Below are 26,553 nucleotides of genomic sequence, written 5' to 3' on the forward strand. Positions count from 1 at the left end.
TTGATGTTTTCACAGGCTTTTTTCTCATAATCGACTTTCTAAAAGAGGCAAAAAAAAATTGAAAATAATTTCACCTAAACATGACTTTAAGCAACTGAAATATAACGATTTAAATATTCAACTTGTGAATATTTTGGCTGTAAGAAATGCTAATCGTAGGCGGGATGGGACTTATGAGATGATTACGGTAAGAGAGGAAGTTTTGGTGAGCAGACTAAGCCCTATTTCGCATTAATCAAATTTTTATCCCAGGAGCTCTTCATGAAAACCGTACTTAATGACTTTACCCATTAGAAATGTAGCAAAGCCCATTTGGAAACTGTATCAATTGATATTATTTGCATAAACGACTTTAGACAAGTACCTTGTTGCCTTTGGAAGATATACAAGTTAAGGAAGCATTAATCTTCTTGCTGATAAGCAATTAATACATGATAATGCTGTATATACATACAGCCCAAAGTTGAGCGAATGACAGAACTAGAAATTAAAAAATTGTTAGTACGGTACTTTCTAGAAAAGTATGAAAATTTTGTAGCTGGTTCTGAATTTTCATTTCAATTTGGCGAAAGACGAGCGGATTTAGCATTGTTGAATGCTGGCTATTTAACTGCCTTTGAAATAAAAGGGGCTCGTGACACTGTATCTAGATTAAGTTATCAAATTGAAAGTTATAAAAAATTTTTTGATTTTTGTTTTGTCGTGTGTGAACCAAGTAATTTGGCTGAAGTACGAGCAACAATTTCAAGAGATGTAGGTATCCTACTGGCCGTAAGTGATGGTATTACACATATTCGTCAATCAAAACATTTCAAAAGACACGATAAAATGGTGTTATCCAGTGCGCTAAGTGTTCAAAAGTTGAGTACTCTATCGAAAGGAAGCAATTTAAGATCGAAGCATGAATTATGTGAGTACGTATCGAAAAACAATTCATTGAAGTCATTAAGACTGTTATCAAGAAACGAGTTTAATGAAAGATATGGAGTGGTCTCAAGATTGTTGAAACAAGAAACCACTTTGCATTTGACTTCGGATGATATATATACGATTACGAAGAAAGCCCCATCTTTACTGAAGCGGAGAATCATCTAATTCTCTAAGTAAAATTCGACTTTTAATATAATAGTTCATGCGAACCGATATCCAAAATGCAGGGCTGATACCTGATGGATTATCGCTTGCTGCTGCTTGGATCTCTTCATCAGCCCAAACACCAAGTGGCTTATATGATGCAGAGTCTCTAACGGTATGCTTTGCGGCTCTTACATATCCACCATTGTTTCGACGGTATCTTTTATAAGTGAATGATTTTCCGTCTAGAGAAGCAATATCAACTCTAGGTACAAAAGTGCCGCCTTTCATTTCAATTTGCTCGGTGTTAATTGAAACGTAGTCCCCATATTTGATTGGGAACTCTTCACTGATACCCTGATAGATATCTTCTTCCCAGACCCTAAATTCACCAGCAATATCTTCGCCACCAGTTTGTGCAACATTCGATGGGAAACTAGTGCAGAGCATCACAACGGCCTCTATTTTGTCTGCAAATAACTCCGTACCTGAGCACGCTTCAATGAAAGTATCAACAACATCATTAATGTCTTTCTTTCGTACGAATTCAGCATCTAGGATTACATAGAGTTTACAGCTTTCGTTTAGGTTACTTGCTATAGGAGTTAGGTAATATTCAACTTCTTCGTCACTTAAATCATATGGCAATCTAACTGCAAGGAAGTCAGTCCTAGCAGAAGCACTTCTTACGAACTCTTCAACGTCTTCGAACCTGCCATCATCATCTTCATACAAGTGAACCATAGGGACGATGTTCAAGTCACAATGAAGGTCAAAAAGAAAATACTGCCACTCTTTAAAACCATTGTGTTCTGATAACAATTGCTCAATTTGAGGATTGATATATTTTTCATTTGTACTCAAGTCAAGTATAAATGGCCGCTTGTTTTGAATTTCTGCAATTTGCTTCATACGACGATAGATATCGCCATCAGGTGCTTTTTTCGTTTTTCTCGATTTAGTTAGTTCGTAAATTGGCAAAATCTTCGAAAAGTCATCATCATTGATGTGCTCAAAACAGCGAAGTTCGCCATCTCTAGTCTTTATGATAGGGAAATAGACAAATTCACTCATAGATTATGTCCATCATAACCAAGAACTTTGGCTCTAATTCGAACAGCATGAGAAGACACTTGGAAGTGCATAGCAACATCTTCAACCTTTGACGATACGTTGGCTATGAATTTATTGAAAGCATCTTTAGGCATCAATAGTGACGCTGCAAAATCATTTGCCTCGGCTTCCATCCAGTTTGTTTCCCCATTTCTAAAAAAAGTTGTATCTTCGAAACAGTCACTGTTAGCGGCATGCCGTATGCGGTGTGCAATTTCGTGAGCTATCGTAAATCTTTGTCTATGCGGATGGTGTAGTGAATTAACGGTCATTACCCAACTACCTGACTTTTTCTCTTTCTTAAGTGAACCTGATTCTTCATCTTGCATTGGTTCATATCTAACGGCAATCCCTAGATGTCTGGCCAATTCAGATACATTGACAGGATCAGTCTCCAACCCTTTATCTTCAGCAAGTGCTATTAGATGTTCAGGTGTAGACAAATCTTCAAATTCTGTAGTCGCCTGAGTTTTTCTACCAGATTTTCTAACGAATGCCATCTATTGTTCCTTTTTGACAAGTAGAGTTTCTTTGCCTTCTGATTCGGCTGTGTCTAATTTAGCAACACGTTCCGAAATGACCTTTATTTGTTGGCGTAGGGTTTGGTTTTCTGTTTCTAAAAGTTGTAATCGTTCTAGAGCTTCATCCACAGTTCCTAATGACCTCTCAAAATCACCAGCAGTAGCATTCAGATCGCTTTGCACGACTCGAAGGCGTGATTCCGCTTCATTCTCAACCTTTGTGTTAAGTACGTGATTAAATGTATCACTATGCATATATTTTTTTGTGATTTCTTCGGCTTTTTCTTCAGATGTACTTTTGATGTAAATTACTGATATTGCAGCAATCAAACCGTTAATGGCTATAAGGAAAGTGATAATCGTTTGATAAAAGCCCGTTTGAAATGACCACACATCCTTGAGGCTTATCAATGTTCCGTTTTTTACTAGCTCACCAACAATGTGAGATGTGAACGGGTCGTTGATATTGTTGGCATTAGCAAGTGCAACAGAGTCTGCATACCCAAGATAAGAGAGCAATGATGGTGACGGCAAACATACAAGCAGCGCTAAAAGCACAATGCAAAAAAGTAAGCACGTGATCAGGCTTACAAAAAATATTGTTTTATAGATGTTAGGGCTTGAGGAAGGCGCGTCTGGCATGCTTCAAATTCATTAGTTAAAGTAGGTTTATCATACTATATAACTGTTTAATAAGGAATAATTAGCCGTGGTTTGGCATTATAGAATCCAGTATGCTTTTTATGAAAGAAATATGCCTTGCATCACAAATAGTTATATTGCTAAAGATATCATTAAATAGAACTCGGTTAATAACCGCCCCAACTGAGTGTCTCTCTGGGCATTTTATTGCTTAGACTGTTCAAAGCTAGCATCAAGTGCAATTGTCGATTGATATAATGGAGTCTTTATGTCTCTAAACACTACCCTCAGCTCCTCTTGAGACCGTGCAACAAAGACAACTCGCACATTCTCTACCGAGCGAACGGTCAACAATGACCGTAACCATCCTGCAAAATGAGTATCTTTCAAAGCATCGACGCCATGAAGCCAAAGCCATTTAGGGTGTTCACTTTGCTCTATCGCTTCTTTAAGATCTTCAGACTCAGCATATAAGTCGGTAAGTTCAACTAAATCAATACTGATAACCGTAATACCAAGTGACTCGTTAATTCGATTGATTTCATCGACTACGGAAGAATCGAGTTGTTCATCAAGAACATGAAGCCTTAGTATCTGTAGCTCCCAGATACCTCTGACGTAACGCTCTAAGCCTAGATCGTAATCATTGAAGTTGAACTCTATGCTATCTAAGGTTGGTGCTTGCATTGAATTGCCCTAATTTCTATAACATTAGTTAAGATAAATCACCAAGCTCAATTCTATTAATGACTTCCAGTACTTTGTGGTATCCCTGCGGTGTGTCTAGAACATATAGCGGTGTTTCATTATTGAAGACAACTTTCGATGTTGTGAGCCATTCTTCTACCATTTGTCTGTTACCATCAAATAGCTTGAGCAACCTTACTCTTATGTTCTCATCAATATGTTCAATTTTCATGTGTTGCTCCTTTGGTTTAGGCGAGGCTAGCCTCGCCAATTCAATAATCCTTAATTAACTGATAAATCTTGCAGAAGATCGAAATCGCGTAATTTAAGTATTCCTATTTGGATGTTATATCGTCGATAACACATACCCAACTAACGTAAAAAAAACTCACAGATGATCCTCTAAGCTTTTCGTTATTCATCACAATAGGAGAGACCTATTTCAATAGATTATTTTGAATATCATTGCTGTTTAATATGTTTGTCGTCACGCTCTTCAAGCTTGGACACAAACCTAGCTTGATCTGAATATTAAAAGCAAATTTGATGCTCATTAAGTAATCACTAGAGCTAGGGATCGGTAAATCTGTGAGCTTTGCGAAAAATTGATTTTGCTTCTCCACATACTTACCAAGATCAATTTGAATCACCTTGTCGTCATCAAGAATTTTATCATTTTTAAATTTACCTTCGATTACATCTTTACCAAGCATATAACCACGCTCTCTAAGCCTCTCTGAGCGGTTACCTAATAACAACTGCACGAAACCTAGGTCACCTTTGAAGCACACAATACAATCGCTACCTGACACGACAACATAGTCAACAAAGCTGCTGATAAAATTATTATACCGACACCTTTCTTCCATTTTAGTAAAGTCTGCTTCTTCAAAGATGCTTAGATCTGGGGTTGATTGTGTTCTTAATAACATAGCTTGCTGCTGCTTAAGCTTTTCTACTCTAATACACGCCCTATCTAGCTCTCTAGCTAGAGTCGATATCGCACTAGAGCTACTTACATTTTCTAGCTCGTTTTTTAACTCAGCTACTTTCATATGCTCATTATTCAGCTCAAGCTCTATATCTGATAGCTGATTCGTGTCAGTTGTTAAGTTAGTACGCCGATGCAACTGCGAGTACTCTATAGATGAAAGGCTATCAACAAGCAGTTTTTCGACTGGAAGGTAGTTTAGTGAACCATTGCGACCTTGAGTACACCCTCTATTGTCCAAATAGTTTCTACAACGTAGTTTTGGCTGACCTCTATTTGGCTTTGCAAAACTCAATGTTCCGCCGCACGTGGCACACTTTAGTAGTCCTGCATACAAGTTTTTACAGTTATGAGATTTAGCTCCTTTCTCATATTTTGAGAAACTATCCTGGACAATAGCAAAATCTGTCTTGCTTATAGCCGCTGGATAGTAATCTGTAATCAAATCGCCAAGTGGGACTTTTCTGCGTTTTCCTGATTTATAATCATCAGTCTTTGGCTGAAAAGCACCAATGCATTGCGGCATTTTCCAGTACTTTTCAATTAGTTTAGTGCTCCACGGCCGACCATTGAAGTTCGAAACACCCTCACTATTGAGTTTCTTAGCAACAGATATTGCTCCCATGCCGTGATCTATTCGCATCTTAAAAATACGTTTCAATACACCTACACTCTCAGGAATTAGTTCAAACTTTGTTTTACATGGAGAAATCTTCATCCAGGCGGGACAAATAGTAGTTCGTTTTACACCACCTTGACGTTCCAGCTCTCTCTTTTTGTCAAAAGTCGCACATATTCGATCTGATTTTTGCTGACTTTCCATGTGAGCTAGATGGAATGCAGCAGTAAGCAGTAAGTCACTTCCCATGTCTGTTTTTTCATCATGATAAACAACAAGATTGAATTTTTGTATCGCAATATCGATTTTATACCGTGCTAACTCGAGGAAAATCATACGAGCCTGACTAGGATCTAGACGGCTAATTCTGTCCACAGCTTCAACAACTAAAAGCGAATGAGGTGGGATTTTTCCCTCACGTGCAGCTTGTAAAAATGCTCCTAACCCTGCATTTTCACATGTGTTTCGACCCAAATATGCAGACAAGCCTTTGTCTACTATCATTTCGTTAGCAATTTCATACCTATGAAATTTTTCTTGTTGGCCAGCTTTTGTGTTCAAGTCTTCAACAAACTTCATGCCTCGATCTATCTGTCGACCAATCCCACCACCCTGCTGAGCTTGGGTTAACTTACTTACTCGTGAGTAGATATAAGCTAGTCTGGCTGATTTATGTATACGTTGATTTATATTATCCATTTCATTCCTCACATTGCTCTGCGTCAATTTGAATACATTTCAACAATTAACACATGCACCGTCAATAAACAAACAAGTGAAAATCGTAAAAAAATTAAGAAAAAGTCCAATAAAATCATATATATAATAAAATAGAATATTATAAGGCATGAATCTTTGAATATTTTAAAAGTGAATATTCATGCAAACGAAAACCTACTAAGAAGAGATAACTACCCTTTAACTCTATAAATATCACTTACCTCACTTTCTTTTAGATAAAAAAAAGCCGCTGAAAATCAGCGGCTTAATCTACAATTTAATAAGAACTATTTAGTACTGTTTAGCAAAGCTACTGATTGCTGTACGATAACGAATTCTTCATTAGTTGGAATAACCATTGCTACTGCGCCAAGCATTTCAGATTTAGCGATGATGCCTTCAGCGCCAAAGCGAGCTGCTTCGTTACCAGCTACATCTTCAACAAAACCAAGAATCTTAAGGTTGCTTAGGATCTCACGGCGAATTGGTAGTGAGTTCTCACCAATACCACCGGTGAAGATGATGCCATCTAAAGAATCTAGCGTTGCAAGGTAAGAAGCAACGTATTTAGCTACGCGGTAAGTAAACACCTCAAAAGCCAGTTTCGCGCCTTCGTGGCCCTCTTCCATTGCTTCTAAAATGCCACGAGCATCGCTCGTAAGACCAGACACGCCTAGGAAGCCAGACTCCTTGTTTAGAGAGTTGAATACTTGCTCTTGTGACCAACCTTTCTTAAGTAGGTACTCGATGATACCTGGGTCTAAGTCACCACAACGTGTGCCCATCATAAGGCCTGAAAGCGGTGTGAAGCCCATTGAGGTATCAACACTGTTACCATCTTTGATAGCACATACTGAAGCGCCATTACCTAGGTGAACAGAGATGAAACTAGATTCTTCAACTGGCTTGTTGACCATTTTCGCTGCTTCACGGCTAACGAAGTAGTGGCTAGTACCGTGGAAACCGTAACGACGAACGCCAAAGTCTGTGTATAGCTCTTTTGCGATGGCACCCGTAAATGCACGTTGTGGCATTGTTTGGTGGAAAGCAGTATCAAACACAGCGAACTGAGGTAGAGAAGGGAAAGCTTCAATCGCAGCACGGATACCAATAGCACCTGCTGGGTTATGAAGTGGAGCGAGATCAGACAGGCTTTCAATCTCATTCGTTACTTCTTCAGTAATACGAACAGTCTGAGTGAACTTTTCGCCACCATGAACGATACGGTGACCGATAGCTACGATATCTGCCGTGAAGCCTAGGTCTTCCATCAAGCCTACCAACTTGCCAATGGCAATTTTGTGGTGGTTACCCTCACCTTGAATAGCAATTTCTGTTTTCTGACCTTGATACTTCCAGCTCATGCGAGCATCTTCAAGACCAAAACACTCCCCTAAGCCACTTAATACTGCGTCACCAGAAACAGAATCGATGACAGCAAATTTAAGGGAAGAACTACCCGAGTTAATAACCAGAACAAACGAATTAGACATTGGATATGGATCCTGTTTCAGTACGAATTTAGTGAAGTTTGCGCTTCAATTTTAGTTAAGTCTATTATTCAATAATTTTTGAATCTTTCAACTTTTGTTTTGCAAAAACCACCAAATGAACACAATTAAGTTGATCTTAGTCATCAATTCATTTCTTTCGAGAACGAAAATTAAAAAATAGTTGAATTAGATGAAGTAAATGCACTTATGAAACTGATAGGTTCATACAAACCACATTGAGAGCAAAGTCATCTTGTATTGAAATCTTATCCATAAGTCCAATTCATAAACTAAGCCCATAAAGCCCAAAACAAGCTAGCGTTCTACGCTACGACTTAAAAAATACAGCACGACACTTAAATATAGAGCGGTTGGTTACCAATAACCGCGAATAGACTTTAAGGCGTTTCTCTTTGCCTCATAATTTAAAGAGATCACTTATTCAGCTCGAAAGGTTGAGCAGCTCTTACTTCAAAATTCATTTTCATTTTTCATTATAGCTGTGCATTTCTTTTGCTAGACAGCGAACGACTCCCATACTCCCTGATTAAATACCCTAAACAACGCCTTAAGCGCATGTGAGTGTGATTGCCATGTGATACGAGGCATTAGCTAAACCTGGGCTTAGAACGTGCTACAGGCGCGAAAAATAAAATAACAGGCACAAAAAAGCCGAGCATTATGCTCGGCTTTTAAATTCACTGTTTAAGCTATTCGTCTATAAGCACTTGGCTTGTAAGCTTCAGCTTAAAACTAAAGGTTGATTAACCTTCGCTGCGCTCTGGACGACGACCACGGTTGCCGCCTGCTGCGTTGCCATGGCCACGTTCGCCACGGTGGTTACCACGGTGATCGCCACCACGGTTACGGTCGAAACGACGTTCGCCATCACGGCCGCCAGCTGAGTTACCATCACGAGCGCCGTCACGGTTGCCACGGTAGCCACCACGACCGCCATTGCCACCTTCACGGTTACCACCTTCGCGATTACCGCCTTCACGGTTACCACGGTAGCCGCCGCCATCACGACCGCCACGACCGCCATCACGACCGCCACGGTTGCCATCACGACCGCCGCCGCCACGACGAGGCTCACGGAAGTCGTTGAAATCAACAACTACAGCGCCAGCTTCTTTTTGACGAATGCGAAGTTTGCTTAGCTTACCAGCAGTTTCAGAGTTCATTGCTTTTGGCAGTTGAACGTAAGTAGAACCTTGGTCTAGCTTGATAGCACCGATAGAACCTTTAGTTAGGCCAAGTTCGTTTGCTAGTGCGCCAACGATGTCTTTAACCTGAACGCCTTGCTCACGGCCAACTTGTAGTTGGTACGTATCCCAATCTTGCGTATTGAAGTTACGATCGCCACGACCATTGTCACGGTCTTCACGACGCTCTTTGCGACGGTTCTTATCACGCTCAATAGCAGCGATCATTGGGTCTTCGCCAACGTAGAATAGTGGGCTCTTACCTTGCTGACGCTTAAGAAGCATTGCAGCTAGAGTAGCAGCATCAACTTCTAGAGATTCTTGTAGTGTAGAGATTAAACCTGCGAAGTTTTCTAGAGCTTTGCTCTCTTTCTCAGTTTCAAGCTCAGCACCAAGCTTAGCAACACGTGCAGCAGCAACTTCGTCACGTTGTGGAAGTTGGATTTCTTCCATTTGAGACTTAGTTACACGCTCGATTGTGCGAAGCATACGGATTTGGTTAGTGCGAACTAGTAGGATCGCTTTACCTTTACGTCCAGCACGGCCAGTACGGCCAATACGGTGGATGTAAGATTCAACATCGAATGGGATGTCGTAGTTAAATACGTGAGTGATACGTGGAACATCAAGACCACGTGCTACAACGTCAGTTGCAACTAGGATATCGATAACACCTTGTTTGATGTGATCAACAGTGCGCTCACGTAGAGACTGAGGAATATCACCGTGCAGTGCAGCAGCTTTAAAGCCACGTGCAGATAGCCAATCAGCTAGACGCTCAGTGTCTTGACGAGTACGTACGAATACGATTGACGCGTCAGTTTCTTCAGTTTCAAGAAGACGAGACATTGCTTCGTCTTTTTCTACGCCTTTAACAACCCAGTAGTTCTGCGCTACTTTGTCAACTGTGTGGTTAGTACCAGCAACGTCAACTTTAGCCGGGTTACGTAGGTAACGGTCAACAATAGTCTTAACCATTGGAGGCATAGTCGCAGAGAAAAGTACACGTTGTGCAGATTCTGGCGCTTGCTCTAGGATCCAAGTAACGTCATCTACGAAGCCCATTTTTAGCATTTCATCTGCTTCATCAAGAACAAATGTATGCGCTTCATCTAGGTGTAGACGGTCACGAGTTAGTAAGTCTTTAACACGACCTGGAGTACCAACAACAATGTGAGCACCGCGGCTTAGAGCACGCATTTGGTCAACAATTGAAGCACCACCGTAGATTTCAAGAACTTTAAGACCGTTGATGTCACGACCTAAGTTTTTGATTTCCGCAGCAACTTGAATAGCTAGCTCACGAGTAGGAGCCATGATGATTGCTTGTGGTTTGTGTTGGTTCAGGTTGATTTTGTTAAGTAAAGGCAGAGAGAATGCTGCTGTTTTACCAGTACCAGTCTGTGCTTTACCTAGTGCGTCACGGCCTTCAAGAAGAAGAGGAATAGCTGCTGCTTGGATTGGAGTCGGAGAAACGAAACCCATGCTATCAAGAGCTGAAAGAATGTTATCGTTAAGGGCTAATTCATTAAATTGAATTACAGATTCGGACATTGGGATCCCACTATATATAAGTAAACAAAAGGTCCCGGGAGCTCTATCAATTCCAATACTGATCCAATCAGATACTGATTCCATTCAGAGTTACGAAGCAGTAATAAAACACTTCAAGCCATTAGGGACGTCTAAGGGAGGCGGATTATTCCCTAAATGCATAAAAAAAGCCAGAAAAAATTGAAATACATCACATATTTTTCGGTTTTACATCAATACTGGCTATCATATCGTCAAAACTTGATGAATATCTCGTCACAGCACCAAACTTCGAGCAAATTGACCTAGTTAAATAAGAGGGCAATTAATTTACGCTCACTTCGCCTTTCAGTAGTAATCAAGCCTCGCAATGATTATAGTGTGCTCAATTGTCCTCGATAGATAAAAGTCAAATGTTTCAAGATAATCCTCTACTCGCTCAACTCAAACAGCAAATCCAAGAAACCCTCCCTAAAAAGGAAGGTACAATCAAAGCCACTGAAAAAGGGTTTGGTTTTCTCGAAGTCGATAACAAGACCAGTTTCTTTATCCCACCGCCATACATGAAGAAATGTGTGCACGGTGACAAAGTTATTGCCATCATTCGCACCGAGAAAGATCGCGAAGTAGCAGAGCCTGAGGAATTGATTGAACAGGGTCTTACTCGTTTTATTGCTCGAGTGAAGTTGTTTAAAGGTCGTTTGAACGTAGTTCCTGATCACCCGCAACTGAAAAAGCTGCAACTTAAAGCGAAAGCAAAGAAGGGTCTAAACCCTGAAACGCTAAAAGAAGGCGACTGGGTTGTTGCTCATATCGTTCAACACCCGTTAAAAGGTGACAACGGATTCTTGGCTCAAATCTCTGAGAAAATCACAGACGCTGACGACAAGATCGCACCTTGGTGGGTAACGCTGGCACAAAACGACCTACCTAACAGCGAACCTGAAGGTATCGATGATTGGAAGATCAATGACGACGCCGATATTGAACGTATCGACATGACACACGTCCCTTTTGTGACCATTGATGGTGAAAGCACAAAAGATATGGATGATGCGCTTTACGCGAAGAAGAAAGAGAACGGTGATTTTGAACTGACTATCGCGATTGCAGATCCTACGGCTTACATCTCTCCAGATGATGCGATGGATAAAGTGGCTCGTGAGCGTGGTTTCACAATTTACCTTCCAGGTCGTAATATTCCAATGTTGCCTCGTGATCTGGCTGACAACTTATGTTCGCTAATCGAGAACGAAGTTCGCCCTGCACTTTGCTGCACAGTAACGGTATCTAAAGATGGCGTTATCGGTGATGACATTAACTTCTTCGCTGCCAATATCAAATCTCACGCTCGTCTTGCTTACGACAATGTATCTGACTGGCTAGAAACTGGTGCATCAGAGAAGTGGCAACCATCAGAAGAAATCGCTGCGATTGTTTCTGACCTTCACCAATTTGCTCAAGCACGTTCAGCGTGGCGTTCAGCAAATGCGGTTGTGTTCCCAGACCGCCCTGACTACCGCTTTGAGCTTAGCGAAGATAACGATGTTGTTGCTATCCATGCTGACATGCGTCGTAGTGCGAACAAGTTGGTTGAAGAGTCTATGATCAGCGCGAACATCTGTGCAGGCCGAGTATTAAAAGAAAGCTTTAACCAAGGCGTCTTTAACTGTCACTCTGGTTTTAAAGCTGAGAAATTAACAGACGTTCTAGAACTGGTTAACCCAGAAGCAGAAACACCGTTTACAGAAGAGCAAATCGTTTCTCTGGAAGGTTTTGCTACTCTGCGTCGTTGGTTAGGTTCTTTAGACAACAGCTACTACGACAACCGTATTCGTAAATTCCAAGCGTACAGCGAGATCAGCAATGAACCTGCGCCGCACTACGCAATGGGATTAGACATTTACGCGACGTGGACATCTCCAATTCGTAAATACGGGGACATGATTAACCACCGTATGCTTAAAGCACACATCTTAGGTAAAGCGCCAATTCAAACACCAGACGAAACCATTGGTGATGAACTTGCCCTGCACCGCCGTCACCACGGCATGGCTGAACGTAACGTTGGCGATTGGTTGTATGCTCGTACTCTAGCGAACGCTCCAGTTGAAGAAACTCGTTTCCAAGCAGAGATCTTCGACATTAACCGTGCAGGTATGCGTGTACGTCTACTTGAAAATGGTGCGGCTGCATTTATCCCTGGCTCTCTCATTCTTAATAATAAAGAAAGAATAGAGTGCAACGGTGATATGGGTACTGTATCTATCGATAAAGAAATGGTATACAAACTGGGAGACGTTTTAGAAGTAGTTCTCTCAGAAGTTAATCAGGAAAACCGGAACTTGGTAGCAAAACCTACACAAGTATTTGCGGACTTGCCTAGCGAGCCTGAAACAACAAACGAAACCGAAGCCTAATTTCTGATAGGTTTACTTCTAAAGGCGCTAATTATTAGCGCCTTTTTTGTAAATGTCTCATGCTTAAACAATACTAAAACCAATAAGCAACTCGTTTACAACGTCAAAGAAGCGCACTATGTCATCGATAACTGTTACTCAATTTAGAAACTTTATTCCTAGGAAACGGGAACGTTACCCCGCCTCTAAAAACGGTATTTTCATCGTTTCGAAAGGCAGTATTTCTTTCACCCTACCTGATGGTACTGAAGCTTCACTTCAAGCCGGCGATTTCACGCTATACAACTCCGGCCAAATTAAAGACATCGACGTTGATACTGAAAACGGTGAATTCAGCGCAACGTGTTTAGACTTCGATTTATCGATATTCCAAAAATTCATCAACCAGTCTGGAGATCTTGAGTCGTTACGCGTCCCTCAGGAATACATCAAGTTCGACCGAGCTGACATCCAAATACGTGAGCTGAAAGAGCTAACTATGTCTCTCGCTGATTCTTCTCCTAAAAATGACTACGCACTCACCCAACTGGGCTTAGCTCTGCTTTCTTTGATGGTTGAGAAGCACCCTGCTCTACTCGTGATCATTGCTCGAGCTGCAAGGCTTACCGTCACGCAGAAAGTTATCCACTACATAGAACAAAACATCGAAAACAATATTTCGTTAGACACGTTAGCCAGTTACATGGGCATGTCTCCTGCGACACTGAAGCGACGCCTATCTGCTGAAGACCTTTCTTTTTCAAACCTTTTGAAAATCAAACGTATTGCTCATGCCGCCACCCAACTCAGAACATCCGCTAAATCGATCACACAGATCGCTTATGAGTCTGGCTTTAAGAGTGCAGCGCACTTCAGCACCGCCTTTAAGACGTATCATGGCAAGACACCAAAAGACTTTAGATCACTGATTGCTCAGGCTCAGCAACCCCAAACTCGTTTCAAAACTTAAGTAGTATGGTTAAAAGTTTAACAGCCTTGATTTAACAAAGAAGTGGTCGAGGTTGAAACCAACTAGATAAGTGGATGACCTAAGACCACTGCCTTAACTAAGACCAAAAATAAGACTTAGGATCTTTTTCTATTTCAGACAAAATAGCATCAAGAGCCTTAGATTTGGGAAGGTAGGGATAAGGTCCCCAATGAATGGAATCGGTGCTGACTTCGGTTTCAAGCGGCACCATAACCTGCCAACAAGTCAACGACTCATCAAAAGTAACGCAGGCGATTTCGTTTGTATAATCACTATGGGATGAGTCGAGCAAATAGTGGGCCTGAGAGAACAATACACCACCCTCACACTCTTCATATAAGGATTTACCTAGCTCGACAGGTAAACTGCGATTTCGAGAAGTACAGAGCCTTTCAGCCCCAATTAAAAGCCGGTTAAGTTCTATATGAATGACGGACATAACACCCCTTCTAACTTAATAGAAATTTCAATCAGTCTCTAATTAGCTTAGGACTCAACAAACACTTTAGCGAACAAGGGCAAACAAAATACCAACCGCGCTCTCATATCCGATCTTCTTTCGTAAAGCCGTCTCGCGCTCATGAACCAACGTTAGCGGTGTTGGTTTAAAGATTCCGGACACTAAATCACGAATATGAATTTTCACAAAAGTGTCATATAACCGACCTATCATATGCGACAAATGTTATTAACTAGGAGTTGTTTATGTTACGAGTCGCGCTTGCCTCTCTTTTATCCTTAGCCCTTTCTTCTCATGCTGCTTATGCACAAGAAACCAATATTTCGGGCTCCACTTCTGTTGCTCGAGTGATGGATGTATTAGCAGAGGAGTACAACAAGACTCATCCTGATAATTACATTGCAGTCCAGGGCATAGGCTCTACAGCTGGCATTACCATGGTGAATAAAGGTGTCGCTGACGTGGGTATGAGCTCACGTTACTTAACCAACCGTGAACAGAGCGAAGAGTTACAGGTATTCCCAATTGCCTTTGACGGCCTAGCAGTCGTAACCAATCGTTCGAACGCCGTGAATAACATCACTCGTGAACAGCTATTCGATATCTACAAAGGTAAGGTAACGAATTGGAAGGAAGTGGGTGGTGCCGACCAACCTATCGCGGTCGTAACTCGTGAAGCTTCTTCTGGTTCACGCTACAGCTTCGAAAGCTTACTTGGTTTAACGAAAATCATTAATGACCGTCTAGTGTCTGACATCAATCCAAATAACTTGGTTGTAAACAGCAACAGCATGGTAAAAACAATCGTTAACCATAACCCACACGCGATTGGCTTTATCTCTGTTGGCTCTGTCGATCGTTCGATTAAGGCAATCACATTTGAAGGCGTTGAACCGACATCAAAGAATATTGCTAACCACAGCTATGAGCTGGCTCGTCCGTTTTTGTTGCTACACAAAACAGACGCAGTTTCGGATGAAAGCAAAGATTTCATTAAGTTCGTGAAGTCAAAGCAAGGGCAAGACCTTATCGAAGAATACGGCTATACACGTATTAAATAGCAAAGAGCTATTGAGCTATTGAGCTATTGAGCTATGTTAGTAATGCTGTGATGTCTATTTGATATGACACAAACAAAAAAGAGAGAGCATTTAGCTCTCTCTTTTTTTGGAATCTATAATCTTTGTTTAAGAATCATTTCTCTTAAAGCAAAGTACTAGAAGTGAAGTTGAATCACCGACACAATCACAGCACCAGGGCGACGAACCCCTTCGATTTCTACGCGGATTTCGCGCTCAATCTCTAAACCCTTTTTGATTGGCGTTACTTTTGTCAACGTACTCTTAGCGCGAACGTTACTGCCAGACTTAACAGGGTAAGGGAAACGAACTTGGTTAAGCCCAATGTTCACAACCATTTTAGCTGTTGGGAATTGAGATTTATCTGGATCAACACTGTCAGTCAATCTTGGAAGAAGAGACAAGGTCAAAAAACCATGTGCGATAGTCGTTTTGAAAGGTGAATCCGTTTCTGCCTTAGAAGGCTCAGTATGGATCCACTGCATGTCTTCAGTCACTAAACCAAACTGGTTAATGCGCTCTTGACTTACATTAATCCAATCGCCAGTATGAATAACTTCACCGATCTGCTGATTCAGCTCATTCAACACAAGTTGTGCTTCAGGCTTAATTTCGATCGGCTTCTCTACCGGCATAACAGGCGCATCTTCGTTCACTGCTGGTTGGTGGTGATCACGAACCCAAGCGAAAAAGTGACTATTTTGCGTGCGGTTCAGGAAGTCGCCCCAATACTCTCTAAGAGCTGGAGACATCCATTGCATAAACTCAGAGTGTTGCGAAGAAACGCTATCGCCTCGGTGTTTAAATAAATCAATGACCTTCATAAGAACCTCAGTGCACAAAAATTTCAATATAACGTGTTAATTTTGAAACACTTCACACTATTGTGCAAATGCTTTCGAGCGTACAATCGTTAGCTGAACCATTACTTATTATTAAATATCAACAATTTAAAAATAAAACATCATTTTATTAGACACCTACTTTTAGAGTGTTAACTCCATCACACAATGAACATTTGATTATATAAACGACTTTTTTCATTCATGATTGGAATAAAAATAAGGCTTAGCATCACACTAAGCCTTATTTTTCATAAGGGGATGATTTTTATAAGGAAGCGGTTTTTAACAGAAAACCGTTCCTATAAATAAAAGTTCCTTTACTCATCGTCGAGTGGAATCAACTTAGTATTACCACCATGTGCCTTCTCACGCTTACGTTGCACGAATGCATAGAAGCCTGGGATTAGGAACGTACCCGCTAACAACACACATAGCAGACCGCCGATCAGGGAAATACCCAACGAGTTCTGGCTCACGTGACCAGCACCCGCTGCGAAGATAAGCGGGAAGATACCTAAGATGAATGACCAAGAGGTCATGTTCACAGCACGGAAACGCAGCGTACCGCCCTTCACAGCTGCATCTTCGATTGATGCGTCTTTCTCTTCACGCTCAACTTTCGCGAACTCCACAATCAAAATTGCATTCTTCGCGGCCAAGGCTATCAAGAGAACCAAACCAATTTGCGCATAGAGATTCAGCGGTGTGCCTGTCAGGTTCAGCGCCAAGAAAGAACCTAAGGTTGCAACCGGTACCACTAATATAATCGCTATCGGTATTGTCCAACTCTCGTACTGCGCCACCATGAACAGATAGATGAAGATCAGAGCCAGTGCAAAAGCAAAGATCGCTTGGTTACCTGCTAGTACTTCTTGGTAAGCCATGCCTGTCCATTCGTACTGATAACCCTGCGGTAGTACATCAGCAGCAACACGTTCCATCGCTGCAATTGCATCACCACTTGAGTAACCCGGCGCTGGTTGGCCTTGGATTACTGCACTGCGGTACATGTTGTAACGCCATGCTACATCTGGTTCAAATATCTGATCGTAAGTCACCAATGTGCTTAACGGGATCATCTCGCCATTAGACGAACGTACGTGGAATCGCTGTAGATCGTCCATGCTGCTACGGTGTTCACTGTCAGCTTGCATGGTCACGCGGAAGTTCTTACCAAACATGGTGAAATCATTCACGTACAGTGAACCAAGATTACCTTGTAGCGTTTGGAATATTTCCGACAACGGAATGCCTAATTGCTGCGCTTTCTCACGGTCGATATCGACATAGTAGTGAGGAACGTTGGCACGGAAGGTACTGAACGTGTGTGAAATCTCAGGCTGTTTGTTCGCCTCAGCAATCACGTCATTCATTACCATCGCCAGATCAGTTCGGCTACGGCCTAATGTATCTTCTAGAACAAACTCAAATCCAGACGCTGCGCCCATGCCCGGTACCGCAGGAGGTCCCATCGCAAATACAATCGCCTGAGGCAGTTCAGTGGCTGCTCGACCGTTAATACGTTGCGAGATAGCTTGTGCGGAATGTTGACCATCCAGTGCGTTACGCATATCCCAATCATGCAGCTTTATAAACAGCGACGCGCCATTCGAAGCAGAAGCGCCCGTCATGAATGCGTAGCCGTTAACCAGTGTCACACCATCAACGCCCGGCTCTTGCTCAACCATCTCTAACAATTGCTTTGTCACATCTTCTGTACGAGACAGTGATGCTGCGTCAGGAAGTTGAACGTTAACCAGCAAGATACCTTTATCTTCTTGAGGTACAAACGCCGTAGACGTGGTTTTCGCAAAGTAAGTTACTGCTGCTAGCGCGACTACAAAGAAGGTAAATAGCAAAACGCCCTTTTTCACAAGGAAGCCTGCAATTTGACCGTATTTGTTGGTGACAGATTCAAGACCACGGTTAAACGCTTGATACCAACGTGCTGTGTTACCACCACCCTGTTTAAGAACCAATGAACACAATGCCGGAGACAAGGTCAGTGCGTTAATTGACGAGATAACAACCGCGATACAGATAGTCAGAGCAAACTGGCGATACATGATGCCTGTAATACCCGGAAGCATCGCTACAGGGATAAACACGGCGAGTAGTACCAACGTAGATGTCACAATTGGACCCGTTACTTCTTTCATCGCGATCAGTGTTGCTTTACGCGGTGAGATCGTAGGGTCTTTGGCCATCGTGGTATCTACGTTCTCGATAACCAAGATCGCATCATCTACTACGATACCAATCGCCAATATCAAACCAAACAGGGTTACCGTGTTGATGGTAAAGCCTGTCATCTGCATGATCGCAAAAGTACCAATCAAAGATACCGGAATCGCAACCACCGGAATCAAGGTCGCACGCGCACTACCTAAGAACAGGTACGTTACCGCGATAACCAGCAAAATTGCTTCGATAAGTGTTTTGACTACGCCTTTAATCGACTCAGCAACGAAGAGTGTGGTGTCATAACTCGCCTCATAAGCAACGCCTTCAGGGAAGTTTTTGCTTAGATTGTCTAGCATCGCCATTACTGCTTTACCACTTTCCAGCGCGTTAGCGTCTGACTGAAGTGACAGCGTTACGATTGAAGCATCTTGACCACGGTATTTACCATTACCATCGTAGAACTTTTTACCCAGCTCAACGCGTGCAATGTCTTTTAGGTAAACCGTTGAACCGTCTTGATTTGCACGAAGCACAACATTTTCAAACTCATCAGCCGTTTCTAGTCGGCCTTTTGTTACCAAGTTGAACTGCACTTCTTGCGCGTCGTTATAAGGCGCGGCTCCAATACGGCCTGCAGCGACTTGAACGTTCTGCTCCGCCAAAGCGCGATTCACGTCAGAGGTGGTTATATTCAGGTTAGCCATTTTCTCAGGATCTAACCAAACACGCATCGCGTATTCACCACCACCCAACACGTTAACTTCACTAATGCCCTTTACACGAGCCAATTGGTCTTTAATGTTTAAGTTCACGTAGTTGATCAGGAATTGATCGTCGTACTCACCGTTTGGCGAATAGAAGTTCAATACCATCAAAAGGTCAGGTGAACGCTTTTTAACGGTGACACCCACCATTCTAACTTCTTGAGGAAGCTTTGATTCGATTTGAGCAACTCGGTTCTGAACGTTGACCTGAGCCATATCAGCATCAGTACCAACATCAAAGGTCACGTTAAGGTTGTATGAACCATCATTAGCACTCTTAGAAGACATGTAGATCATATCTTCAACGCCGTTAACCGACGTTTCTATGGGGTCGGCTATCGCCTGTTCTACTACTTCTGCACTTGCACCTGTATAGAACGCTGTAACACTAACAGAAGGCGGACTAATTTTTGGATATTCCGCCACTGGCAAGATAGCGAGAGAGATCGCACCCGCCAGTGTTAAGATTATGGATATTACAAGGGCAAACTTAGGCCTTTGAATAAAGAAACGACTCAACATAAATAAGCCCCTTACTCAGCTTGTTCAGCAGTAGGTTGAATGCGAACAGACATACCATTACGCACACGCTGTAAGCCTTGAGTGATCACCGCGTCGTCCTGCTCTAATCCAGAGTGAACAATCACACCACCTTCAACTTGTCGTCCCATCTCGATGTTTCTACGTTCAGCTACTGGGGCAGCCTCACCTTCCACCAGCACCATCACAAAATCACCTTCTAGATCGGTTTGAACCGCGCGGCGAGGAATGGTGACGACATCAATAGATTGCTTCTCACGCAGATCAACACGAACGTGCTGGCCAGGAAGAAGTTGCTGTTCTGGGTTATCGGCAATCGCACGCATCGCTATCGTGCCAGTATTTAGGTTGATTCGGTTGCCCAAGAAATCAAGCTGACCTAGGTGTTCGAACGCTTCGCCATTCTCAAGCATGATCTGAACTTCAACACCCGCAGAATCGCTGCTGCCATCGCCTTCAATGCGATCCATACCTAACTCAATGCGTTCACGCTCACTGATGCTGAATGAAGCATGAATTGGGTCAAGGCTAACCAACGTAGTCAGTACACCTGAAGACGGCGAAACCAGGTCACCCGTGCTCACTTTGGTGTCGCTGATTCTTCCAGAGAAAGGCGCTACGATCTGAGTATGTGAAAGCTGGACATTCGCGGCATTTAACTGAGCTTGGCTTGCTTCAAGCTGGGCTTGAGAGCCTAACAAGTTTGCCGTCAATGCATCGAATTCCGATTGAGAAATACTGCCTTTAGGAAGTAGGTTCTTACCACGGTTGAAATCAAGTTCGGCTTTTTTAAGGTTTGCATTCGCTTGAGCAACAGACGCTTTTGCGCTTGCGACTTCAGCTTCAAAAGAAGATGGCTCGATCGAGTAAAGTAATTGCCCCTTTTCGACCATTTGACCTTCATTGAAATGACGGCTTTGTAGATAGCCAGAAACCTGCGCTGTGATAGCCGTGTCTTCAACGGCTTCAATACGACCGATGTACGACTTACTTTGCTGGTGAGAAACAACGCTAACATCCTGTACAGCTACGAGAGGTAGAGGCGCTTGCTTGGCATTTTGAGCATCTTGCCCACATCCAGCAAGAATAAGAGAGCTTGCAAGAGCCGTAAGGATCAACTTTTTACGCATGGTTATACCGTCACTTATTAGTATTTGAACAGTATAAAATTTACGTAACACACCCGTTACCATTGTCCGAGGAATATCAATTATAACTAGCCAAAGTGTATCAATATGTTAATTGAAACCAAGTGCTTATAAAGTGGTTACAAACACGTTACAATCTCTAGGTAAATCAACCTCTCAGCTTTTGTTCTCTATGGATATTGTCTAACATAATGTATTGTCGGGCAGATAAGCATTCACATTTAATTGTTAAGGAATTCTCATGATTTCAAAATGGGCTAAGCGTTTCTATCAAATGGCGGAATTGGTCGGTTCTTGGAGTAAAGATCCTTCAACTCAAGTCGGTGCCGTAATCACAAAGCACAACCGTATTGTCTCGGTTGGTTTTAATGGCTACCCACATGGCGTGTCTGATAGTGCTGATACTGACGATCGCGAGATGAAATACCTCAAGACACTTCACGCTGAAGAAAATGCAATCTTGTTTGCTAAACGTGATTTAGACAGTTGTGAAGTTTGGGTAACTCACTTCCCTTGTCCGAACTGTGCAGCAAAAATCATCCAAACGGGGATTTCAGCGGTACATTGCCCAGAGCAAAGTGAAGATTTCCTTTCTCGTTGGGGAGATAAGATCAAGATAAGCCAAGATATGTTCGAGCAAGCTGGTGTAGAAGTAGACTGGTTGCCACTCGCTGACTTGGATTAATCTCTAACGCTAGGTCTCAAGGTCTAAGTCTAGATCTCAAATACAACAAAGCCGAGAGTCGATAATATCGCTCTCGGCTTTGTTTTTTCGGGCGCTATAGTTTGGACACTATAGTTGGACGCTGTAGCTTGGTCGGCAATAGACAGATAAGTAAATTAAGCGTTGGGTGGGAACGCCAGAGCGTAAGCTTCCATGAAATCCTTACGGATATCCTGTTCTAAATGAATCGCTTTCTCTGTCGGGCAGAAGATCATAAAGTGAACTTCTTGCTCACCCGTTGAGCTGCTCGTGATATGAATGTGCGGTTCAGAGCCAGGAAGGTCAACTCCAGCGTGCTTCTCAATCACACCATTGTAACGACGGGCAACATCGATAAACTCTTCACAATGCTCTTCAATTCTCACGATCAGATCCGGGATCATTGGGTATAGGTTTACAAAGTCTTTTACCGTCACAAAAAAGTTGTGGTAGACATAACGCTTCATGAAGTTGAGGTTCTTTACCGGATAAGTGAAGAACATGCTATTAGGCAGCGTGGCGGTCTTGCCAGTGAAGTGGTATTGCCCGTGATACAAATCGATTTCTTGAATCACCGTCGCCATCAAGTTGTGCTCAATCACCTCACCGCTAATTTTACCCACTTCAATCCAGTCACCAATTCTAAATGAACGAGAGCTTGCGCGTTGAATCGACCCCGTAAAACACAAGATGATCTCTTTTGAAGCGACCACGATTGCAACAGCAATGGCGGTGACCGACAGTGCAAATTCGCTGATTTCAGATTTCCACAGCACAAATAAAGTGACCATAATAATGGCAAACGTACCGTTCTTGGTGCGTGACATCCAATTACGTTGGTCTTCACTTAGAAAAGCGACATCACCACGGATTCGAGACAAAGTGATTCGTCGTATTATTAAAATAATGCAGATAATCAGTGCACTAAAAATAAACTTATGCGCGAGTAGGAAATCTATTACTTGCCACATCTTTTCCATTATTTATTCCTTTGTATTACAACCATTAAGCTTTATAACGACGAGCATTAAAACGATTAGCTCTATAACAATGAGCTTTACAGCGACTGACTCAACCCAATAAACGCATTATAAAAAAGCGCTCAAAAATAGAGCGCTCCTTTTCATGCTTAATTCAGCTTAGGTAAGGCTATCATTTTATCTTGGCAGAAGTAATAAATTGGCCAAAAGTTTCACACCAAATCACAACGGTATTAAATCGATTAAGATCAGTACCTTCGGGAAGCTCAACCATAAACCGGTCGAATGTTTTCACATCTCCGACTCTCAGTAACTCGTTCTTGCTGTCATTGAAAGCTTGTTCGGTTTCAATAAACTTAGGTGATAGGTAAACCTTATAATCAGGCCCCGGCGCCAATTCACCTTCAAAAGCTATCGCACTTTCAGAGACAGAGACGATGCCCTCTCCCCAATGCAAAAAGTCACTGTCTTGTCGGTCTTTGGTGAACTCACCTGTATAGATCGCCTGCTGACTGATCGCTTCAACAGAACTTGAGGAAGGAGAATCAGGCTCAATCAAGATAGGTAGTGCGTAGACACCAAGCCCAAAACCAAAAGCACCCACGGCTAAGTGGGTGCAAAGTAAAACTAACTTTTTCATCGCGTACTCCCTTATACTTAAAGAGAGTATTAATGAATACTCTCAAAAATACAAAGAGATATCGCGTTTTAGGCGGCTATTTTTGATAGTGAATAGCGGTACGCTGAGACAGTTCCACGATCACTTTTACCGCTTGTTCCATGCCTTGAATGGTAATGAACTCATGAATACCATGGAAGTTGTAGCCACCAGTAAAGATATTCGGACACGGTAGCCCCATGAAAGATAAGCGAGCGCCATCTGTGCCGCCTCGGATAGGCTTGATCATAGGCTCAACATCGCACTCGATCATTGCTTGCTTGGCTAACTCGATAATGTGCTGATGCGGTTCAACCATCTCTTTCATATTGAAGTAGCTATCGGTGAGCACCAACTCAACACGACCTTTCTCTAGGCGCTCGTTCAGCTCATCCACTTTCTGTTGCATGAATACCTTACGTGCTTCTACACCTTCACGCTCAAAATCACGGATGATGTAACCTAATTCAGAACGCGCTACGCCCATTTCAGCGGATTTCAGGTGGTAGAAACCTTCATAACCTTCTGTGCACTCGGGTGTTTCTTGTGTTGGCATCATCAATTGGAATTGAGCCGCAATATTCATCGCGTTCACCATTTTGCCTTTTGCGGTACCCGGGTGAACGTTCACGCCATGACAGATCACATCAGCGCTCGTAGCATTGAAGTTCTCAAATTCCAACTCCCCTACCGGGCCACCGTCGATGGTGTACGCCCACTCGGCGCCAAACTTTTCAACATCAAACAAGTTCGCACCACGACCAATTTCTTCGTCTGGCGTGAAACCAATACAAATATCGCCATGTTTGATGTCTGGGTTTGATTTAAGGTAAGCAATCGCGCTGATGATCTCAGCGATACCCGCCTTGTTGTCGGCACCAAGTAAAGTCGTGCCATCCGTCGTGATTAGGTCATGGCCATGCAGGGTATCAAGGTCTTTGTACTGGCTTGGATTTAAACATTCGCCACTTGTGCCTAATTCAATCGTTCCACCTTGGTAATCTTTAATCACCTGAGGTTTCACGTTCGCGCCTGATGCATCAGGGGCGGTATCCATATGTGCGACAAAGCCAATGGCAGGCACATCGTAATCGACGTTCGACGGCAATTTCGCCATCAAATAGCCATTTTCATCTAAAGAAACATCAACTAACTCTAATGCGATCAATTCTGACTTTAAGGCTTCAGCAAACGTGATTTGACCCGGTGAACTTGGGCATTGCTGATTAGAAGGATCGGATTTGGTATCAAAAGTAACGTAATTCAGAAAACGTTCGACAAGCTTTTCCATAATTCATCTCACCATGGATTAAGTAATTGATTTACTGACTTTATTCTTCATGTAAATAAGCGAGGCATTGTTAAGTAAATACTTACGCAGAGTCAGTCGCGAGGCTTTTCATCTTACGCCCTTGACCATGTATGTAATTGCTCTAAATCATTATTGTGCGAAATTAGACGAGCTTCCTATACTTGAAAGCAAGAGGGTTTCGTCAGTTCAACATTGCATACGGATGATAAGCGATCGCTTTGTACGCATTCTACGCCCTCAGCTCTCAGCCTAAAAAAAGTACAAAGTGGATGATGATCACCTTTTATCCTTGATGCAGAATCTGTCATACGTTACACGGAGACACAGTTATGACGATTAATAAATATTTCATTTTATCTCCTCAAGCCTCTGAGGAAACACTTCAACCAGCATTAACTGAGAAAGAAGTTCAAAGGCAGGAAGCTCTAAGACAGGCGCAATCTCAAGGTGGTTTTGACACCAACGCGACCTCGTAACTTAATCAATACTCAGAACTTGTTTATAGAACCCCTAAAAAAGAGCTCTACTTCACTTTGATGTAGAGCTCTTTTGTCTCTGGACCTTTCTTCTATCCCAATGCAGCTTCATTCAGGCGCCTGATCTATTAACACCTTGTTATCTATCGCGTCTTTTGTATGTTGCTTCTCAATCATCAAGCAGACTCATTTGTTGCAGTGAGAAATGACTCATTAAACTTGCCCAAGCCATACCCTGTGCTGTCATTTTGTGCTAATAATTTATATTCGTTTTCATTCCTCACTCGCCCTTTTTCAATATCCACAATGCGAGCACTGACGAGCCTCACTACAGGAACCCCGAATTTAATGGAATACTCAAAACTAGGAAGTAGTCAAATTCCCGTTTCCCGAATCTGCCTTGGTAGCATGACTTGGGGGCTGCAAAATACGCAACAACAAGCTGACCAACAAATCGAATACTCGCTAAGCCAAGGTATTAACTTTATCGATACCGCAGAGATGTACGCAGTACCGCCGTCTCCAGACACCTACGGTAAAACGGAAGCAATCATCGGCAACTGGTTGGCTCGCAACCCGCAGCGCCGCCAAGAAGTCATCATCGCCAGCAAAATCGCAGGCCCGGGATTGCCTTGGGTTCGAGATGGTGGGCCAATCACGGGTGAAGCTGTAATTGCAGCGGTTGATGCTTCATTAGCGCGTTTACAAACGGACTATATCGACCTTTACCAACTGCATTGGCCAAATCGAACGACGCCTCACTTTGGCAAGCATTTCCCGAATCATATTCGATTCAGTGATATCGACCGAAAGCAGCATGAAGCGGAGATGCTAGAGATCCTCCAAGCACTGGCGAGCTGCATTAAAGCAGGAAAAATCCGTCATGTTGGTTTGTCTGATGACACCACTTGGGGTATTAACACTTACCTTAAACTCAGTGAGAAGCATGATTTACCGCGAATGGTCTCTATTCAGAATGAATTTAGCCTGCTGCACGCGAAAGACTGGCCTTATTTGATTGAAAACTGCGTGCATGAAGACGTCGCCTACCTACCATGGTCACCGTTAGCAGCGGGCATGCTGAGTGGCAAATACATTGATGGTGCGAGACCAGAAGGAAGCCGTTGGACTTACATGCAGCGTAAAGGCATTTTCCGCGACACTGAGTCTGCCAACGAAGCCGTAAAAGGATATGTCGAAGTTGCGAACGCTCACGGGTTTACACCGAGCCAACTAGCATTAGCGTGGTGTAATCAAGTTGATGGTGTCACCTCCACTATTATTGGCGCAACCACCATGGAACAACTGAAAGAGAACGTAGCAGCGTTCAGCAAACCGTTGTCAGAAGAGATCCTTACCGATATCAACACCGTGTTTAAGCGCTACCCTGCCCCATATTAAATAATAGGTTTAGCC

At 42.7% G+C, this 26,553-nt stretch carries 22 protein-coding genes; 7 read left to right on the forward strand and 15 right to left on the reverse strand.

Annotation, left to right across the window (positions count from 1 at the left end; all coding sequences use genetic code 11):
- The first annotated feature begins 471 nt into the window (after window positions 1–471).
- Complete coding sequence (locus QWZ07_RS03180; RefSeq protein ID WP_122055298.1) at window positions 472–1,095, forward strand: sce7726 family protein; 624 nt, start codon at window positions 472–474, stop codon at window positions 1,093–1,095.
- On the opposite strand, the gene QWZ07_RS03185 is transcribed toward QWZ07_RS03180, so the two are convergent.
- From QWZ07_RS03185 to QWZ07_RS03220, 8 genes are all read right to left on the reverse strand, one after another.
- Entirely contained in the window at window positions 1,072–2,148 is a 1,077-nt protein-coding gene (locus QWZ07_RS03185) for a beta family protein (RefSeq protein ID WP_122055299.1), read from the reverse strand. The genes QWZ07_RS03180 and QWZ07_RS03185 overlap by 24 nt on opposite strands.
- On the reverse strand, window positions 2,145–2,687 hold the full coding sequence (locus tag QWZ07_RS03190; protein ID WP_016784236.1) for an ImmA/IrrE family metallo-endopeptidase: 543 nt from the start codon (window positions 2,685–2,687) through the stop codon (window positions 2,145–2,147). Before QWZ07_RS03190 ends, QWZ07_RS03185 begins: the two co-directional genes overlap by 4 nt.
- Window positions 2,688–3,350, reverse strand: a complete 663-nt coding sequence (locus QWZ07_RS03195) for a hypothetical protein (protein WP_016784237.1) — start codon at window positions 3,348–3,350, stop codon at window positions 2,688–2,690. It abuts the gene before it with no gap.
- Between the two features lie 204 nt (window positions 3,351–3,554).
- Window positions 3,555–4,037, reverse strand: coding sequence for a hypothetical protein (locus tag QWZ07_RS03200; RefSeq protein WP_122055300.1), 483 nt, complete (start codon window positions 4,035–4,037; stop codon window positions 3,555–3,557).
- Between the two features lie 28 nt (window positions 4,038–4,065).
- Window positions 4,066–4,269, reverse strand: coding sequence for an MbcA/ParS/Xre antitoxin family protein (locus QWZ07_RS03205; RefSeq protein WP_122055301.1), 204 nt, complete (start codon window positions 4,267–4,269; stop codon window positions 4,066–4,068).
- 205 nt (window positions 4,270–4,474) lie between these two features.
- Window positions 4,475–6,346, reverse strand: coding sequence for a recombinase family protein (locus tag QWZ07_RS03210; RefSeq protein WP_192852793.1), 1,872 nt, complete (start codon window positions 6,344–6,346; stop codon window positions 4,475–4,477).
- Window positions 6,347–6,654: 308 nt separating this feature from the next.
- Window positions 6,655–7,860: an acetate/propionate family kinase gene (locus QWZ07_RS03215; RefSeq protein ID WP_122055303.1), complete on the reverse strand. Its 1,206-nt coding sequence runs from the start codon at window positions 7,858–7,860 to the stop codon at window positions 6,655–6,657.
- A 764-nt stretch (window positions 7,861–8,624) separates the two neighbouring features.
- A complete protein-coding gene (locus tag QWZ07_RS03220; RefSeq protein ID WP_032501012.1) occupies window positions 8,625–10,619 on the reverse strand; it encodes a DEAD/DEAH box helicase in 1,995 nt (664 codons plus the stop codon).
- 392 nt (window positions 10,620–11,011) lie between these two features.
- Between QWZ07_RS03220 and rnb the strand changes: the two genes are divergently transcribed.
- Both rnb and QWZ07_RS03230 read left to right on the forward strand, forming a co-directional pair.
- Window positions 11,012–13,018, forward strand: coding sequence for an exoribonuclease II (gene rnb / locus QWZ07_RS03225; protein ID WP_192852792.1), 2,007 nt, complete (start codon window positions 11,012–11,014; stop codon window positions 13,016–13,018).
- A gap of 118 nt (window positions 13,019–13,136) precedes the next feature.
- A complete protein-coding gene (locus QWZ07_RS03230) occupies window positions 13,137–13,967 on the forward strand; it encodes a helix-turn-helix domain-containing protein (protein WP_065104577.1) in 831 nt (276 codons plus the stop codon).
- Window positions 13,968–14,064: 97 nt separating this feature from the next.
- Here QWZ07_RS03230 and QWZ07_RS03235 read toward each other — a convergent pair whose 3' ends face one another.
- On the reverse strand, window positions 14,065–14,427 hold the full coding sequence (locus tag QWZ07_RS03235) for a DUF3024 domain-containing protein (RefSeq protein WP_192852791.1): 363 nt from the start codon (window positions 14,425–14,427) through the stop codon (window positions 14,065–14,067).
- Window positions 14,428–14,693: 266 nt separating this feature from the next.
- On the opposite strand from QWZ07_RS03235, the gene QWZ07_RS03240 reads away from it, so the two are divergent.
- On the forward strand, window positions 14,694–15,509 hold the full coding sequence (locus QWZ07_RS03240; protein WP_017109075.1) for a phosphate ABC transporter substrate-binding protein: 816 nt from the start codon (window positions 14,694–14,696) through the stop codon (window positions 15,507–15,509).
- Window positions 15,510–15,664: 155 nt separating this feature from the next.
- Here the strand turns inward: QWZ07_RS03240 and QWZ07_RS03245 are convergent, their stop codons facing one another.
- From QWZ07_RS03245 to QWZ07_RS03255, 3 genes are all read right to left on the reverse strand, one after another.
- The gene (locus QWZ07_RS03245) at window positions 15,665–16,351 is read right to left on the reverse strand and encodes a MaoC family dehydratase (RefSeq protein WP_029225994.1); all 687 of its coding nucleotides are present in this window, start codon (window positions 16,349–16,351) and stop codon (window positions 15,665–15,667) included.
- A gap of 338 nt (window positions 16,352–16,689) precedes the next feature.
- Window positions 16,690–19,842: an efflux RND transporter permease subunit gene (locus tag QWZ07_RS03250; RefSeq protein WP_076666847.1), complete on the reverse strand. Its 3,153-nt coding sequence runs from the start codon at window positions 19,840–19,842 to the stop codon at window positions 16,690–16,692.
- Window positions 19,843–19,853: 11 nt separating this feature from the next.
- Window positions 19,854–20,990, reverse strand: coding sequence for an efflux RND transporter periplasmic adaptor subunit (locus tag QWZ07_RS03255; protein WP_065111385.1), 1,137 nt, complete (start codon window positions 20,988–20,990; stop codon window positions 19,854–19,856).
- A gap of 259 nt (window positions 20,991–21,249) precedes the next feature.
- Between QWZ07_RS03255 and QWZ07_RS03260 the strand changes: the two genes are divergently transcribed.
- Window positions 21,250–21,693: a dCMP deaminase family protein gene (locus QWZ07_RS03260; protein ID WP_004731749.1), complete on the forward strand. Its 444-nt coding sequence runs from the start codon at window positions 21,250–21,252 to the stop codon at window positions 21,691–21,693.
- Window positions 21,694–21,848: 155 nt separating this feature from the next.
- Here QWZ07_RS03260 and QWZ07_RS03265 read toward each other — a convergent pair whose 3' ends face one another.
- The 3 genes from QWZ07_RS03265 to pepT form a co-directional block, all read right to left on the reverse strand.
- Entirely contained in the window at window positions 21,849–22,691 is an 843-nt protein-coding gene (locus tag QWZ07_RS03265) for a mechanosensitive ion channel family protein (protein WP_192852790.1), read from the reverse strand.
- A gap of 172 nt (window positions 22,692–22,863) precedes the next feature.
- Window positions 22,864–23,331 carry a DM13 domain-containing protein gene (locus QWZ07_RS03270; RefSeq protein WP_076666855.1) on the reverse strand — a complete coding sequence of 156 codons (468 nt, stop codon included), beginning with the start codon at window positions 23,329–23,331 and terminating at the stop codon, window positions 22,864–22,866.
- Window positions 23,332–23,407: 76 nt separating this feature from the next.
- Complete coding sequence (gene pepT / locus QWZ07_RS03275; RefSeq protein WP_076674166.1) at window positions 23,408–24,640, reverse strand: peptidase T; 1,233 nt, start codon at window positions 24,638–24,640, stop codon at window positions 23,408–23,410.
- A 350-nt stretch (window positions 24,641–24,990) separates the two neighbouring features.
- Between pepT and QWZ07_RS03280 the strand changes: the two genes are divergently transcribed.
- A complete protein-coding gene (locus QWZ07_RS03280) occupies window positions 24,991–25,137 on the forward strand; it encodes a hypothetical protein (protein WP_004731758.1) in 147 nt (48 codons plus the stop codon).
- A 348-nt stretch (window positions 25,138–25,485) separates the two neighbouring features.
- Window positions 25,486–26,538 carry an aldo/keto reductase gene (locus QWZ07_RS03285; protein ID WP_017099787.1) on the forward strand — a complete coding sequence of 351 codons (1,053 nt, stop codon included), beginning with the start codon at window positions 25,486–25,488 and terminating at the stop codon, window positions 26,536–26,538.
- The last annotated feature ends 15 nt before the right edge of the window (window positions 26,539–26,553 follow it).

The organism is Vibrio lentus (genome assembly GCF_030409755.1).
GTDB lineage: Bacteria > Pseudomonadota > Gammaproteobacteria > Enterobacterales > Vibrionaceae > Vibrio > Vibrio lentus.

Bases quoted from the DNA above. Each gene is read 5' to 3' on its own strand.
- QWZ07_RS03265 (WP_192852790.1), bottom strand. From the start codon at position 22,691: ATGGAAAAGATGTGGCAAGTAATAGATTTCCTACTCGCGCATAAGTTT.
- QWZ07_RS03270 (WP_076666855.1), bottom strand. From the start codon at position 23,331: ATGAAAAAGTTAGTTTTACTTTGCACCCACTTAGCCGTGGGTGCTTTT.
- QWZ07_RS03260 (WP_004731749.1), top strand. From the start codon at position 21,250: ATGATTTCAAAATGGGCTAAGCGTTTCTATCAAATGGCGGAATTGGTC.
- rnb (WP_192852792.1), top strand. From the start codon at position 11,012: ATGTTTCAAGATAATCCTCTACTCGCTCAACTCAAACAGCAAATCCAA.
- QWZ07_RS03245 (WP_029225994.1), bottom strand. From the start codon at position 16,351: ATGAAGGTCATTGATTTATTTAAACACCGAGGCGATAGCGTTTCTTCG.
- QWZ07_RS03190 (WP_016784236.1), bottom strand. From the start codon at position 2,687: ATGGCATTCGTTAGAAAATCTGGTAGAAAAACTCAGGCGACTACAGAA.
- QWZ07_RS03185 (WP_122055299.1), bottom strand. From the start codon at position 2,148: ATGAGTGAATTTGTCTATTTCCCTATCATAAAGACTAGAGATGGCGAA.
- QWZ07_RS03285 (WP_017099787.1), top strand. From the start codon at position 25,486: ATGGAATACTCAAAACTAGGAAGTAGTCAAATTCCCGTTTCCCGAATC.
- QWZ07_RS03235 (WP_192852791.1), bottom strand. From the start codon at position 14,427: ATGTCCGTCATTCATATAGAACTTAACCGGCTTTTAATTGGGGCTGAA.
- QWZ07_RS03195 (WP_016784237.1), bottom strand. From the start codon at position 3,350: ATGCCAGACGCGCCTTCCTCAAGCCCTAACATCTATAAAACAATATTT.
- QWZ07_RS03200 (WP_122055300.1), bottom strand. From the start codon at position 4,037: ATGCAAGCACCAACCTTAGATAGCATAGAGTTCAACTTCAATGATTAC.
- pepT (WP_076674166.1), bottom strand. From the start codon at position 24,640: ATGGAAAAGCTTGTCGAACGTTTTCTGAATTACGTTACTTTTGATACC.
- QWZ07_RS03210 (WP_192852793.1), bottom strand. From the start codon at position 6,346: ATGGATAATATAAATCAACGTATACATAAATCAGCCAGACTAGCTTAT.
- QWZ07_RS03255 (WP_065111385.1), bottom strand. From the start codon at position 20,990: ATGCGTAAAAAGTTGATCCTTACGGCTCTTGCAAGCTCTCTTATTCTT.
- QWZ07_RS03215 (WP_122055303.1), bottom strand. From the start codon at position 7,860: ATGTCTAATTCGTTTGTTCTGGTTATTAACTCGGGTAGTTCTTCCCTT.
- QWZ07_RS03220 (WP_032501012.1), bottom strand. From the start codon at position 10,619: ATGTCCGAATCTGTAATTCAATTTAATGAATTAGCCCTTAACGATAAC.
- QWZ07_RS03280 (WP_004731758.1), top strand. From the start codon at position 24,991: ATGACGATTAATAAATATTTCATTTTATCTCCTCAAGCCTCTGAGGAA.
- QWZ07_RS03230 (WP_065104577.1), top strand. From the start codon at position 13,137: ATGTCATCGATAACTGTTACTCAATTTAGAAACTTTATTCCTAGGAAA.
- QWZ07_RS03250 (WP_076666847.1), bottom strand. From the start codon at position 19,842: ATGTTGAGTCGTTTCTTTATTCAAAGGCCTAAGTTTGCCCTTGTAATA.
- QWZ07_RS03240 (WP_017109075.1), top strand. From the start codon at position 14,694: ATGTTACGAGTCGCGCTTGCCTCTCTTTTATCCTTAGCCCTTTCTTCT.
- QWZ07_RS03205 (WP_122055301.1), bottom strand. From the start codon at position 4,269: ATGAAAATTGAACATATTGATGAGAACATAAGAGTAAGGTTGCTCAAG.
- QWZ07_RS03180 (WP_122055298.1), top strand. From the start codon at position 472: ATGACAGAACTAGAAATTAAAAAATTGTTAGTACGGTACTTTCTAGAA.